This window comes from Pseudarthrobacter sp. GQ63 (assembly GCF_059758765.1).
This window is the reverse complement of the sequence record NZ_JCAXEF010000003.1, coordinates 26,643-40,730: the sequence shown is the minus strand read 5'-3', so window position 1 is coordinate 40,730 and position 14,088 is coordinate 26,643. Positions and strand designations below refer to the sequence as shown.

Annotated in this window: 11 protein-coding genes and 1 tRNA gene; 8 read left to right on the top strand and 4 right to left on the bottom strand. The window is 66.1% G+C overall.

What is annotated here, in order from left to right:
• Window positions 1-129: 129 nt before the first annotated feature.
• Entirely contained in the window at window positions 130-1,890 is a 1,761-nt protein-coding gene (locus tag AC6CHP_RS07405; protein ID WP_498228897.1) for a CAP domain-containing protein, read from the top strand.
• Window positions 1,891-1,964: 74 nt separating this feature from the next.
• Here the strand turns inward: AC6CHP_RS07405 and AC6CHP_RS07400 are convergent, their stop codons facing one another.
• The gene (locus tag AC6CHP_RS07400; RefSeq protein WP_498228895.1) at window positions 1,965-2,444 is read right to left on the bottom strand and encodes an SRPBCC family protein; all 480 of its coding nucleotides are present in this window, start codon (window positions 2,442-2,444) and stop codon (window positions 1,965-1,967) included.
• Window positions 2,445-2,684: 240 nt separating this feature from the next.
• Between AC6CHP_RS07400 and AC6CHP_RS07395 the strand changes: the two genes are divergently transcribed.
• From AC6CHP_RS07395 to AC6CHP_RS07385, 3 genes are all read left to right on the top strand, one after another.
• Window positions 2,685-2,758, top strand: a tRNA-Gly gene (locus tag AC6CHP_RS07395).
• 104 nt (window positions 2,759-2,862) lie between these two features.
• A complete protein-coding gene (locus tag AC6CHP_RS07390; protein ID WP_172801468.1) occupies window positions 2,863-3,003 on the top strand; it encodes a hypothetical protein in 141 nt (46 codons plus the stop codon).
• Window positions 3,000-4,154, top strand: a complete 1,155-nt coding sequence (locus AC6CHP_RS07385) for a N(5)-(carboxyethyl)ornithine synthase (RefSeq protein WP_498228893.1) — start codon at window positions 3,000-3,002, stop codon at window positions 4,152-4,154. The genes AC6CHP_RS07390 and AC6CHP_RS07385 overlap by 4 nt, the downstream gene beginning before the upstream one ends.
• A 6-nt stretch (window positions 4,155-4,160) precedes the next feature.
• Here the strand turns inward: AC6CHP_RS07385 and AC6CHP_RS07380 are convergent, their stop codons facing one another.
• The gene (locus tag AC6CHP_RS07380; protein WP_498228891.1) at window positions 4,161-5,540 is read right to left on the bottom strand and encodes an MFS transporter; all 1,380 of its coding nucleotides are present in this window, start codon (window positions 5,538-5,540) and stop codon (window positions 4,161-4,163) included.
• A 143-nt stretch (window positions 5,541-5,683) separates the two neighbouring features.
• Here AC6CHP_RS07380 and AC6CHP_RS07375 point away from each other — a divergent pair, with 143 nt between their 5' ends.
• Window positions 5,684-6,532: a LysR family transcriptional regulator gene (locus AC6CHP_RS07375; protein WP_498228889.1), complete on the top strand. Its 849-nt coding sequence runs from the start codon at window positions 5,684-5,686 to the stop codon at window positions 6,530-6,532.
• Between the two features lie 163 nt (window positions 6,533-6,695).
• Window positions 6,696-7,013 carry a hypothetical protein gene (locus AC6CHP_RS07370; RefSeq protein ID WP_188730978.1) on the top strand — a complete coding sequence of 106 codons (318 nt, stop codon included), beginning with the start codon at window positions 6,696-6,698 and terminating at the stop codon, window positions 7,011-7,013.
• A gap of 120 nt (window positions 7,014-7,133) precedes the next feature.
• Here AC6CHP_RS07370 and AC6CHP_RS07365 read toward each other — a convergent pair whose 3' ends face one another.
• Window positions 7,134-10,640, bottom strand: a complete 3,507-nt coding sequence (locus tag AC6CHP_RS07365) for a bifunctional proline dehydrogenase/L-glutamate gamma-semialdehyde dehydrogenase (protein WP_498228887.1) — start codon at window positions 10,638-10,640, stop codon at window positions 7,134-7,136.
• A gap of 295 nt (window positions 10,641-10,935) precedes the next feature.
• Window positions 10,936-12,399, bottom strand: coding sequence for an amino acid permease (locus AC6CHP_RS07360; protein ID WP_188730975.1), 1,464 nt, complete (start codon window positions 12,397-12,399; stop codon window positions 10,936-10,938).
• A 155-nt stretch (window positions 12,400-12,554) separates the two neighbouring features.
• On the opposite strand from AC6CHP_RS07360, the gene AC6CHP_RS07355 reads away from it, so the two are divergent.
• A complete protein-coding gene (locus AC6CHP_RS07355; RefSeq protein ID WP_377193001.1) occupies window positions 12,555-13,469 on the top strand; it encodes a LysR substrate-binding domain-containing protein in 915 nt (304 codons plus the stop codon).
• Between the two features lie 148 nt (window positions 13,470-13,617).
• Window positions 13,618-14,043, top strand: coding sequence for an aspartate 1-decarboxylase (gene panD / locus AC6CHP_RS07350; RefSeq protein ID WP_172801470.1), 426 nt, complete (start codon window positions 13,618-13,620; stop codon window positions 14,041-14,043).
• Window positions 14,044-14,088: the final 45 nt, after the last annotated feature.

Sequence of the window (14,088 nt, the reverse complement as noted above, 5' to 3'; positions counted from 1 at the left end):
TGGCCACTCCTGGGCAGTTATCCACAGCAACATTTTTTCGTTGTTGCAGAGCCCTGGTGGGGCTACTGTTACAGCAGTGATTCAGGCGCCGGATGGTCTCCCGGATGGCCCAACAGAGCTGGGGATGTTGTGAATAGATTGGCCGCGCCCTCTTTTATTGGCGTGTTCTTGGCGTTAGCGCTGCTCTCCTCATCGGCGGGCACGCCCCCGGTCCCGGCCGCAGGGCCGCCCGTGAGCGCAACAGGGCCCAGCAGCGTCACCCTGGGCGCTTCGGCCATAAACGACAACGCCGGGTCCTCCTCCGGCGCGGACTCCGGCGGGTCCCTGCTCGCCCCCGCGGTTGAACCGGACATCCGGCCGGCATCACCCACGGACCCCCTGGCGGCGGAACCAGTAGCGGTAGGACCTGTGGCGGCGGAGCCCCTGGCACCCGCTCCGGCAACCAGTCCGTCCGCCGCCACCGTTGAGGATTCCCCCGAGCCCGCAGCACCGGCACCCGTTCCGGCTTCCGAAGAGCCGGCACCCGAGGTCCCGTCCATACCTCCCCTCTGGGCACCGGACGAGGAACTTGCTTCCCCCCCGGTGTCCCGCCAGGCGGCTCCGGAATCCCTTGCGGCCGTTCCCGCGCCGGAAGCCCTCATTCCGGACAGCAACGCCGCCGCCATCCTCACGGTGTTCAACCGGATCAACGAGTACCGGGCTTCCAAGGGCCTGAACCCAGTGAAATACAACGCAACAGTGGCGGCGCTGGCACAGGAATGGTCGGACAGCATCGCAACCCGCGAGGTCATCGAGCACCGCGCCAGTTTCTGGACGGACCAACGCGCCCTAAGTCCCAACAACGGCGCCGGCGAGGTCATCGCCATCCGCACGGACCGGGACGCGGCGCTGCTGGTGGAATGGTGGAAAGGCTCCCCCGGCCACAACGCCATGCTCCTCGACCCGCGCTTCAACGTCATGGGGGCCGGGATCAGCTTTACGGACCGCACGTACAAGATCTGGGGCGTGGTGAACTTCTTTGGCTACACCACCCTTCCCGCCGGTACCACCAATTCCCCCGGCGGAACCGGGTCGAGCACACCCTTCCCGGCGCCGCCGCCCACCGTGTGCGATGCCCCGGTACGGCACATGCCGCCCACGCTTGACCTCTCCGCAGCGGCCATCAAGGGGCCCGGAGACCTGGTGACCGTCGACTCCTCCGGCCAGCTCCTGGCACGCGCAGCCACCGGCGCGCGCACCTTTGCCGCTGCCAAGGTCATCGGCTCAGGTTTTGCCGGCGCCAAGGAAGTATTCACCACGGACTGGGACAGGGACGGCGCCTATGACCTCGTCACGCAGTGGAACAGCGGCACCCTGACCCTCCACCGCGGCATGGCCGCCGGCGGATTCCAGCAGCCCGCCACCCTGGGAAGCGGAGGGTGGGAAACCCTTACCCTCGCCGTCGGCGGATGGTGTGCCAACAACAGGCTCCCCCAGATTCTTGCCCTGGACGGGGCGGGAAACCTCTACCTGTACCCCAACAAGGGCCTGGGCGACCTCTCCGCGCGGGCACTCGTCGGCTCCATCGGCGCCGCACGGAGGCTGTCCATGGTGGATTACGACGCCGACGGGTTCCAGGACATCCTTGCACTCCGGACTGACGGCTCCGTCCAGCTGCACCGCGGCTGGGGCACCACCGCACTGCGCGCGGAAGCCAGGGCTACCGTCGCCACCGGTTGGGGAGACGTCACGGGCCTCAGGCCGCTGCGGGACGTTACCGGGCTGAACTCCACCGGGTTGGCCCTGCGAAGGGCGTCCGACGTCGTGCAGTACTGGGACCTGACTTCCGGAAGCCTCGCGTCGCCGTCGAACATTCCGGGCCCGTGGACCGGGCAACGGCTGGCGCAGTAGGCGCCCCGGCACCGTAGGAGGGCAGCCGCAGTAGGCGGCTTACGCAGGGCAGCCGCTGCTGGGGGACGTCACTCCTAGATGGCCGGCTGGAGCTCCAGGACGTCCTTGAGCCGTTCGAGCTGCGCCACCTCGGTGGAGACGCTCCGCTGAAGCATCCTGTTCAGGAATCCGATCCGGTTGAGCAACCTGAGCCTGTGCAGGATGCCGGCCGTCCCTTCTGCCCGGGCCTCAAGGGCAAACCTGACGCGAGTTCCCGCAGCCTCCGTGCTGAGGTAGTACCCGCCCGAACGGTGGGCCGGCCCGGAAATGGCACGGAACTGGATTTCGGCTCCGGGCCGGGCGTGGGTGATTTCCAGCTCCGCAGGGATGCTCAGCCCGGACCGTCCGGCCACCATCTTCCGGTACACCGCTCCCTTGGAGGCCGACGCGCCCTGCAGCAGCCTGACGCTGCGAACCGAGTCGTTCCACGCGGGCAGGTTGGTCGCATCAAGCAGGTACAGATACACGGCCATGGCGTCCCGCCGGATAAGGAGCTCGTGTTCTGCGAATGCCATGGGGATCTTCCTGTGGTTGAGGTTCAACTGCCGCAGCAGCTGCAATCCCCCCGGCCCCGCAGCTACCCGGTTCAGGTTAGCCAGCGCTCCGCAGGCCCACCTAGCCACGGCAGGCGACGTTATTGAAGAGTTACTGGATGACGTGCCCCTGACCGGGACACGAACGGCGCGCAGCGTGTGTGGGCAGGGCAGGCAAAGTTCTGCGCTAAGCTATGTTCTGCCCCTCCACGGCGGGGCAGCGCGGCTGTAGCTCAATGGTAGAGCGCTAGCTTCCCAAGCTTGATACGCGGGTTCGATTCCCGTCAGCCGCTCCACTGCTTGCAGCGGGACAGAAGACAAACCACCCCGGCGACCATTAGGTGCCGGCGTGTATCGTCAGAAGTCAGGAACCTCTTCGGTTCCGCTACAGGAGCAATTCATGGCTGACAAGTCCCCGCGTCAAACAGCATCCAAAAAATCCGGCAAGTCCATCAAGGAAAAGCGGGCCGACAAGAAGGCCGCTTCCGCCCCGGCCAGCTCCCTGGACATCACCTCCAGCAAGGCCGCCAAAAAGAAGTGACAGGGCAGCAGAAAAGACTGACCCTCGGCGTCCTGGCCTCAACGAAGAAGCCCGATGAGCGCCGGCTCCCCATCCATCCGCTGCATTTCGAGCGCATCGCACCCGACATCCGCGAGCACATCATCCTGGAAACCGGCTACGGCGAGCGGCTGGGCGTCTCGGACGAACACCTCTCGCCTTTGGTGGGCAGGATGGCCGGCAGGGAGGCGCTGCTGGCGGAGGCCGACGTCGTCCTCCTGCCCAAGCCGCAGCCGGAAGACCTCGCCGACATGCGGGACGGCCAGGTCCTCTGGGGCTGGCCGCACTGCGTCCAGGACCGCGCCATCACCCAGCTGGCCATCAACAAGAAGCTCACGCTGATTGCCTTCGAGGCCATGAACCACTGGGCCAGCGATGGCGGCTTCGGACTGCACGTCTTCCATAAGAACAACGAACTCGCGGGGTACTGCTCCGTGCTGCACGCCCTCGCGCTGACCGGGTCCACCGGCGACTACGGCCGGAGGCTCAGCGCCACGGTCATCGGCTTCGGCGCAACAGCCCGCGGTGCCGTCACCGCGCTGAACGCCCACGGGATCCATGACGTCCAGGTGCTGACCAACCGGGGCGTGGCCGCCGTCGGTGCGCCGATCCACTCTGTGAACATCGTCCAGTTCGACCACGACGACAAAGCCCCCTTCCTGAGCCAGGTCATCAGCGAGCGCGGCAGGGTACCGCTGGCACCGTTCCTGGCCGAGAGCGACATCGTGGTCAACTGCACCCTGCAGGACCCCAACAACCCGCTGACGTACCTGCGGACGGAGGACCTGGCGGCGTTCAGTCCCGGGAGCCTCATTGTGGATGTTTCGTGCGACGAGGGCATGGGTTTCAGCTGGGCACGGTCCACCACCTTCGCCGACCCCATGTTTACGGTGGGCGACCACATCAACTACTACGCCGTGGACCACAGCCCGTCCTACCTCTGGAACTCCGCCAGCTGGGAAATCAGCCAGGCCCTGCTGCCATTCCTGGACACCGTCGTCAGCGGTCCCTGGGCGTGGGACGGCAACGAAACCATTGCCCGTGCCATCGAGATCCGCGACGGCGTTATCCGCAATAAGGATGTCCTGGAGTTCCAGAAGCGCGAAGAAGCCTACCCGCACCTGGCGCTGTAGTCCGGACTACGCGGCCGCCCGCCGGACAATCCGCACGGGCTGCCGCCGGTCCTTGAGGTCCACCCTCAGCGACAGCGAGCCCTTGCGCGCCAGGATCACTGCGACCGTCAGGGCCGCGAGGGCAGGCACGCCGCCGGACACCAACAGCGCCACGTGCGGGTCGGCGTGCTCGGCGATCCAGCCCAGCATGGGCCCGCCGATTGCCTGGCCTCCGATCAGGACCATGATGTACAGGCTCATGACCCGGCCCCTGATGCCCATGTTGGAGCTGACCTGGACCAACTGGTTGGACCCGGTGAGGAACATCAGGCACCAGAATCCCGAGAGCACCATGACCGCGCCGAACACCGGCATGGACGGCGCCAGCGCGGCAAGGCACAGCATGACCCCGTACATTCCCGCGCAGAACACCACGGAGCGCAGCCGGAGCCGGCGGCGCCGCGTGGATGCCACCGCGCCGGCCAGCGCGCCCAGCGCCACCAGGGCGTTCAGGAGGCCGTAGCCCGCGGCACCGGCATTGAACACGTTGTCAGCGAAGGCGGCGAGCACCACGGGCAGGCTCATGGCGAACACCGCGATGAAACCTGCCATCAGCCAGGGCCAGTAAATGGTGGGCTTGCCCAGCGCATACCGCAGTCCTTCGCGCAGCATCCCTTTGCTCTTGGGGGCGGGCTCGCTGACGAACAGTTGGTCCTTGCGCAGGAGAAGCAGCATGGCCACGGTGGAACAGCACGCCACGGCGTTGCCGGCGAAGGCCCACCCCGCACCCACGGCAGTGAGCATCCACCCCGCCAGCGCGGGGCCAATCAGGCCGCCCAACTGGAAGGTGGTGGAGTTGACGCTGATGGCGTTGCGCAGGTACGTGGGCCCAACGAGTTCATTGACGAACACCTGGCGGGCCGGCTGGTCAAGGACCGTCACCAGGCCAAGCACCAGCGCGATGACGTAGACGTGCCACACCTCAACGGCCCCGCTCAGGGCGAGGGCCGCGAGCGCGGCCGCCAGGACCGCCGCCATACCCTGGCAGAGAATCAGGATCTTCCGCTTGGCGAACCGGTCGGCGACCATCCCGCCCCATGGTCCCAGGAGCAGGGACGGCAGGAACTGCAGCGCCACCGTGATGCCCACTGCAGTGACGGATCCGGACAGTTCCAGCACCATCCAGTCCTGGGCGATCCGCTGCATCCAGATGGCGACGACGGCGATGAAGTGGCCTACCGCGAAGATGCGGAAGTTGGGGACCCGCAGGGAGATAAAGGTGTGCTTCCAGGGCAGGCGTTCAGTGACGACGGCGAGCGGCTGGGTCTGGTGGTCCGGCGGCGCGGAGCCGGCGGTATCGATGACGGATTGGGTGACGGTTGCCGATGACGGCGGTGGGGGTGCCACAGGTGTGTCCTCAAGTGCGTGCGGTCCGGGATGCCCTTAACGCTAGGCTGGGACCTGGGATTATGGAGACGTATCGTCCCTATAACTCGTATTGCAAACCGCAATGTCCGCGCTGTCCGCACCGATGCCCCACGGAGTCCATTGTGTTTGACCCCGCCCAGCTGCGCTCCTTCCTTGCCGTCGCCGAGACGCTGAGCTTCACCAAGGCCGCGGAACGGCTGGGCCTGGCCCAGCCCACCGTCAGCCAGCATGTCCGCAAGCTCGAGGCGGCTGCCAAGAGGGTCCTGGTCAGCCGGGATACCCGCGATGTGCGGCTGACGGACAACGGGGACGCCATGGCGGGCTTCGCCCGGAACATCCTGGCAGCCCACGATTCCGCCTCCCGCTACTTTTCCGGCTCTGCCATGCGTGGGAGGCTGCGGTTCGGCACGGCCGATGACCTGGCCATCACGGGCCTGCCACGGATCCTGCGGGAGTTCCGGCAAATCTATCCGCAGATCAACCTGGAGCTGACGGTGGGCCAAAGCGACCAGCTGTACCGGAAGCTCAACGCGGGGCAACTGGACCTGGTCTTCGTCAAGTGGGTGGCGGGGGCCAAGGACGGAACAGTGGTCCAGCATGATTCCTTTTCCTGGGTGGGGCTGGAGCAGACCACGCTGGACCCGGCGTCTCCCGTGCCGCTCATCGCCTACCCGTCACCCAGCCTGAGCCGGAAACTCGCCATCGACGCCCTCGAGTCCCATGGCAGGACCTGGCGGATCACCTGCACCACGCGCCAAATCAGCGGAGTGCTGGCGGCCGTCAGGGCAGGAATCGGCGTGGCCGTGATGCCGTCGTCGCTCGTCCCGGAAGACCTCAAAATCATCACCCGGCGGTTCGACCTGCCGGCGGTGGGCGACGTGGACTTCACCCTGATCCGCAACCCGCTGGCCAACGCGGAGGTCATTTACGCGCTGACGCAGTCCATTGTGGGCAGGACAATTAACCGGTAAGCATAACGCCGGCGCCGCCCCGGTGGGCGCAGCCATTCCGCAGTTTCCATTGATTGCTGAAGGCAGCATCCCCTATGCTGACTTTCTAGGGTCAAGCAGCTGGCCGGTTCTCAAGCACGGGGGGCTCCTGCATGCCAGGATTTCCACCCGGGACAGGCAGCCAATGACGACAGCCAGGAACACCCATGCCAGCTCGGCCCATGCGCGCCCGCTCAACACTGCGCGGCCGCCGGCCACCCGCCGCTCCACCCTCGGCGCCGGGATCGCAACAACCGATACCGGCTACGTAGGCAAACCCACCTGCGACACCTGCCGTACCGATGAATTCGTCTATCTGGAGTCCTACATCCCGCCTACGTACCGGCGTGACGGCACGGTCGCTTCCCTGGGCGAGGTGGCATACACGTGCACCCGGTGCGAGGATTTCTCCGCCCACAGCGTGCCGGTGACCTGGACGCCGCCCGGGTGGTACCTCGGCTGACAGGCACACAACACCAGCACACTGCAGAAGGCCGGACGGTCACCTTAAAAGGTGGCCGCCCGGCCTTTTGTATGTGCGGTAATTCTGCAGGGTGCGCGGAATTTCCGCGGGCCAGGGCTGCTAGATCAGGGCATCCGAGAGGTGGTTCGGGGTGCCGAACCGGTGCGCGGTGATACTGACGGCCTGTTCGTGCAGGAAGGGCAGCAGCTCAACGCGGCCCGCTTCGGTCACCGGGTGTGCGTAGATTGCCAGGTCGGGACGTCCCCCGGTGGCCTTCGCCAGGGCCGCCGCTGTGCCGCCGATCAGGCGGACGCGGCCATTGGACAGCTTGCCCGCCGCGGCGAGCCTGCCCGCGGAAGCCAGCCAGTCGGCGTCGGACTCCACTGTCACCTCGATGTCCAAGGCAAGCAGCACCGGGCGCAGCTGGGCGGGAAGCTCGACGGCGGTGGAGACGGTCAGCTCCGAGCCCGCCAGCACGCCGGCCGCCACGGTCCGGACCAGGTGCGCCAGCGGCGCACCCTCGGACAGGCGCACCGTCACGGGAAGGCTGCGGTAGCGGAAGATGTTGCGTTCCGCGCTGAGTCCCGAGACGTCCTTGGCGGTACCGAACTCCTCGGCCCAGGCCTGGGCATCGGAGGCGAGCGCACGGTGGACGGATTCGAGCTCAGCGGGTTCCAGGGCGGAGCCGGCCGCGTTAAGGATGCGGCGCACGCCCGGGTGGGTGATGCCGGCCTCCGCGGTGCTTGTGGCAGGGGCCCAGTCGCCCAGGCCTGCCAGGTAGTTGGGTCCGCCGGCTTTGGTGCCTGCACCTACGGCTGACTTCTTCCAGCCGCCGAACGGCTGCCGCTGCACAATGGCGCCCGTGATGCCGCGGTTCACGTAGAGGTTTCCAGCCTGGATACTGTCCAGCCAGACGCCCAGTTCCTCGGAGTTCAGGGAGTGCAGCCCGGCGGTGAGGCCGTACTCGATCTGGTTCTGGAGGGCGATGGCCTCTTCCAGGGTGTCGGCGGTCATCACGCCCAGGACGGGGCCAAAGAATTCGGTGAGGTGGAAGTAGGAGCCGCGCTTGACGCCGTAGCGCACGCCCGGGCTCCAGAGCCGGCCGGTGCCGTCAAGCTTCCTGGGCTCAACGGCCCAGTTTTCTCCGTCGCCCAGGGTGGTGAGCGCGTTGAGGAGCTTGCCGTGGGCGGGCTCGATGATCGGACCCATCTGGCTGGTGGGGTCCTCCGGGTAGCCCACCTTCAGGGAGGTGACGGCATCGATCAGCTGGTTGTGGAAGCGCCTGGACTTGGCCACCGAACCCACCAGGATCACCAGTGAGGCGGCCGAGCACTTCTGGCCGGCGTGGCCGAACGCGGAGTACGCCACGTCCTTGGCTGCCAGGTCCAGGTCCGCGCTGGGGGTGACGATGATGGCGTTCTTGCCGCTGGTCTCGGCCAGCAGCGGCAAGTCCTGCCGGAAGGACCGGAACAGTTCGGCGGTCTCGTAGCCGCCGGTGAGGATCACCCGGTCGACAGCCGGGTGCGAGATCAGCTGCCTGCCGAGTTCCCGCTCGCCCAGCTGCACCATGGTCAGCACATCGCGCGGAACACCTGCCTCCCACAGTGCTTCGACCATCACGGCGCCGCTGCGGGCGGCCTGCTTGGCAGGCTTGATCACGACGGCGGAGCCGGCGGCGAGTGCTGCGAGGGTGGACCCCGCCGGGATGGCGACCGGGAAGTTCCACGGCGGCGTGACCACGGTGAGCTTGGCTGGGACGAACGTGGCGCCGTCGACCTTGTCCAGCTTCCGCGCGGACTCGGCGTAGTAGTGGGCGAAGTCCACCGCTTCGCTGACTTCGGGATCGCCCTGATCGATGGTCTTGCCGGTCTCGCTGGCCATGACCTCGAGCAGGTCGGCGCGGCGGGCTTCCAGGACGTCGCCGGCGCGGTGCAGGATCTCGGCACGTTCGGCGCCTGAGAGTTGCCCCCAGGCCTTGCCCTTTTCGACGGCGGTGGTGATGGCGTCGTTCAGCGTTGCTTCGTCGTTGATGAAGGCGGCTTCCACGGCAGCGTTGCCGAGCGTGGAGGACGGGACGCGCTCCAGGATGGCGCGGCCCCAGTCGCGGTTGGCCGGCAGTGAGGGATCCGTATCCGGGGTGTCCTTGAACGAGTCATGCGGCAGGGGCTGCGGCGGGAGGTTGCGGTCCTGCTGGCGATTGGCCGGCGGGACACTGTTGTCCAGCGCCTCGAGGGAGGACAGGAAACGCTGCTTTTCGCGCTCGAACAGCGATTCGTTCTCGCTGAGTTCAAACACGGCGGACATGAAGTTGTCCTGGCTGGCGCCCTCTTCGAGGCGTCGGATCAGGTAGGCGATGGCGACGTCGAACTCGGCCGGGTGCACCACCGGGGTGTAGAGCAGAAGCGAGCCGACGTCCTTCTTGACGGCCTCGGCCTGGCCCTGCGCCATGCCGAGCAGCATCTCAAACTCGATACTCTGCGGTGCGGTATCCGCAATGCCGCGCTGCTTGGCAAGGAGCCAGGCGAAGGCAATGTCGAACAGGTTGTGGCCGGCCACGCCGATCCGGATGTTCTTGATCCGCTCCGGGTGCAGCGAGTAGTTGATGACGCTCTTGTAGCTGGTGTCCGAGTCCTGCTTGGTTCCCCACGTTGCCAGCGGCCAGTCGTGCAGCGAGGCTTCCACCTGCTCCATGGGCAGGTTGGCGCCCTTCACCACGCGGACCTTGATGGCCGCGCCGCCGTTGGCGCGGCGCACAGCGGCCCAGTCCTGCAGGCGGATCATGGCGGAAAGTGCGTCCGGAAGGTAGGCCTGGAGCACGATGCCGGCTTCAAGGTTCTTGAACTGGGGCTTGTCCAGGATCCTGGTGAAGACCGCGATGGTCATGTCCAGGTCCTTGTACTCCTCCATGTCCAGGTTGATGAACTTGGCCTTGGGAAATGACGCTGCGCGCTCGAACAGCGGGGTGAGCTTCTCGACGACGTGCTCAACGGCCTCGTCGAAGGCCCACGGCGAGTGCGGGGCCACCGTGGAGGAGACCTTGATGGAGACGTAGTCGACGTCGGGGCGCGCCAGCAGCGTGTGCGTGCCCTCGAGCCGGCGGGAGGCCTCGTGCTCGCCCAGGACGGCTTCACCCAGGAGGTTGACGTTCAGCTTGATGCCGTCCTTGCGGATCTTCGCGATGGCGGGTCCCAGCTTGGCGTCGGTGGCGTCAACGATCAGGTGGCCCACCATCTCGCGCAGGACTTTGCGCGCGACGGGAATGACTACCTGCGGCAGGACCGGGGCCATGGTTCCGCCAAGTGCCACGGCGCTCCGCATGTACCAGGGCAGGAAGGCGGGGACTTTGGGGGCCAGCGCGGCGAGGTTGCGTGCGGCGACGTTCAGGTCCTCGGGGCGGACCACGCCGTCCACGAAGCCAACGGTGAATTCCAGGCCGTTGGGGTCCTTCAAGACGCCGGCGAGCTGTTGGGCGGAAGCGTCCACGGGAACCTTTGACGCCTCCGTCAGCCAGTGGCGGACCAGGGCCACCGCTTCGTTGGCCAATGCCTTGGCCTGGGGCACGTCGACGTCGACAGTCCGGGGCGCAGTTCCGGTGGCGACTGCCGGTTCCATTGCAATGTGGGTCATGGCTTTTTCTCGTTCTTTCCTGGGGTTCAAGGAGGTCTTATCCACCAGTATGAGCTTCCAGTCACATAAGATAAAGCGATCTTTTCTAAGCAATACAGGTTAGAAAAGATGAAGCATCGAGCCCGGCCGGGCTCCCCTTCCCCCACCCGACGCTCTCTCACTTAACGCCGCAAATTTCCGGACGCTCTCCCACCTGATGCGGGAAAAACGGAAACGCTCTATCACCCCCCCACAGGAAGGTGATAGAGCGTCCGTGTTTAAGCGGCATTAAGTGAGAGAGCGTCCCCGGGGCGGGTCAGACGAGGGGGCGGTGCATCTCCACGATCTCCTCATGCCGGGGGCTGTTGGGGTTCATCAGCGAGTGCTTCTTTCCGTAGAAGAAGTAGATCGCCAGGCCAACAAGGAGCCAGACGCCGAACCGCGCCCAGGTTTCCCAGTGCAGCTGGAACATCAGGAATGCCGATGCCAGGACACCGAAGGCCGGGATGAACGGCATGAACGGCAGGCGGAAGGTCCGGGGTGCGTCCGGCTTCTTGTAGCGGAACACGATCACCGAGAAGCAGACGACGACGAACGCGGCCAGGATGCCGATGTTGGTCAGGTCGGCAACAGCCTTGATGGGGAACACGCCTGCCAGCAGGGCGGAGGCGACGCCGGCAATCCACGTGACGCGCTGCGGGGTGCCGTGGCGGTCCGTCTTGGAGAACCAGCCGGGCAGCAGGCCGTCGCGGCTCATGGAGAACCAGACGCGGGTAACGCCCAGGAGGAAGGTCAGCATCACCGTCAGGATGGACAGGACGGCGAACACCGAGATGATGGTGGCGATCACCGGCAGGCCCACACCCGTGAAGGCGGAGGCAAACCCGGCCGTGGGGTCAATGTCCTTGTAGTTCTGCATGCCGGTCAGCACCAGGGTGGCTGCCACGTAGAGCAGCATCGCAATAATCAGGGAAAGGATGATGGCCTTGGGCATGTGCTTCTTGCCGTCCTTGGCCTCTTCCGCCGCGGTGCTCATGGCGTCGTAGCCGAAGACGGCGAAGAAGACCGTGGCCGCGCCGGCCAGGACCGGGCCGAAGCCGCTGGGCATGAACGGGTTGTAGTTGTTGGTGTCGATGTAGAAGACGCCCAGTCCGATGATGAAGAGGATCAGGATGACCTTGATGGCAACGGCCACGAGTTCGAACCGGCCGAAGGCCTTGGTGCCGCGGGACAGGATCCAGGTCACGATCAGGCAGACCACGATGGCCGGAATGTTGACAATGCCGCCCCGGCCCTCGTCAGCGGTGGAGGTCATCCAGATGGGCATGTTGATGCCGATTCCCGAAAGGAAGGCGTCGAAGTAGCCGGAGATACCGATAGCAACCACCGCCACGATGGCGATGTACTCCAGCAAAAGGTCCCAGCCGATGAACCAGCCGATGATCTCGCCAAGCGCGACGTATCCGTAGGTGTAGGCGGAACCGGCGCGGGGAATCATGCCCGCAAATTCCGCGTAGGACAAAGCAGCGGCGGCGGACGCAAGGCCCGCCACCAGGAAGGAGATCAACACCGCGGGCCCCACCCCGGGTGTGCTCTCGCTGCCGGCGGCCACCAGTCCCGCGAGGGAGAAGATGCCGACGCCGATGATGCCGCCTACGCCGATTGCCGTAAGCTGCCAAAGCCCGAGTGACTTAAAGAGGCCACTATGTTTGTTCTCTTCTTCAATGTCGTCAATGGGCTTGCGCCGCATGATCGACTGGGTCATATCTCTAGTGCTCATCAGGAACTCCTGCTTGGGGTGCGACCCCGTCACGGCGCGCGCGAAGAATCGCTTGTGACGGGGGTAACTCGGTCCCAACAGTATGCAAGCGGGATTGCGTTAGATAAAGTGACTACTTCTAACCTATATTCGTTAGTTTCGGTAAGGATTACCCTATGCTTGACGTCCGCCGGCTCCGTCTGCTCCGTGAACTCAGCATCAGGGGGACCCTCGCGGAGGTGGCGGAGGCACTGCAGTACAGCCCGTCGTCGGTCTCCCAGCAGCTTGCCCTGCTGGAAAAGGAAGTGGGCGTCGAGCTGCTCCGCAAGACGGGGCGCCGGGTGCAGCTCACACCCCAGGCCGAAGTCCTCGTGGCGCATACCGCAAGCCTGCTGGAAACCATGGAGCAGGCCGAGGCGGACCTGGCCGCATCGTTGACCACAGTCACCGGCACCGTCCGGATTGCCGTTTTCCAGTCGGCAGCCCTTGCCCTCATGCCGGAAACACTCACGCGCATGTCCCGCACCTACCCCGAGGTCCGGATCGAGATGATCCAGCGCGAGCCCGAGACCGCCCTCCACGAAACCTGGGCCCGCGATTTTGACCTCGTCATTGCCGAGCAGTATCCGGGCCATGCCGCCCCCCGTTATCCCGAGCTGGACAGGGTCAGGCTGACCACCGATGCCATCCGGCTCGCCGTTCCGCCGGCGTCCGACGGCGGCCCCGCCATCTCCTCGATCGAGGACACCGCGGAACTCGCCTGGGTGATGGAGCCGCGGGGTGCAGCGTCGAGGCACTGGGCCGAGCAGGCCTGCCGGAGCGCGGGGTTCGAACCCGACGTGCGCTATGAGACCGCTGACCTCCAGGCCCAGATCCGGCTGATCGAGTCAGGCAACGCCGTGGCGCTGATGCCGGACCTGGTGTGGACCGGCCGGGACACCACGGCCCGGCTCCTGGACCTGCCGGGGAAGCCGCGGCGCACCGTCTTCACGTCGGTCCGCCGCTCCAGCGCAAAGCGCCCGGCCATCCTGGCTGCCCGGGAAACCCTTGCGGCCACGGCAGGAGCAGTGGCGGGGGACGTCGCCGGGTGACCAGCCGCCGTCGAACGTGTCCTTGCAATCCGGAACCCCGGTCCTCCGTGCGCCATGACGCGGGAGGTCACTGCGCCGGGACCGTCCCTGCGCAAGTGTTTCCTGCGTCACTGCGCGGCAGGGCACCCGCCGCTAGACTGAAGCCGTTATGAATCGAACAATGTTCAAGTCCAAAATCCACCGGGCCACCGTCACGCACGCTGACCTGCACTACGTAGGTTCGGTCACCGTTGACCTGGACCTGCTCGAGGCCGCCGACATCCTGCCGGGTGAGCTGGTGTCCATCGTGGACGTGACCAACGGCTCCCGCCTTGAGACCTACACCATTGCCGGCGAGCGCGGCTCCGGCGTCATCGGCATCAACGGGGCTGCGGCCCACCTGATGCAGGAAAACGACATTGTCATCCTGATTACCTACGCGCAGATGACCACCGAGGAAGCGAAGAGCTACGAGCCCAGGGTGGTCCACGTGGACGAAAACAACCGCGTGATCCAGTTGGGGAACGACCCCGCCGAGGGCCTTACCCCGGGCTTGCTGCGCCCCCCTTTCGCACTTAACAACGCCGCACTGTAACCGGAGCGTGAGCCCCGGTCCCCTGCTCCGCCGCGCCCTGCTGGC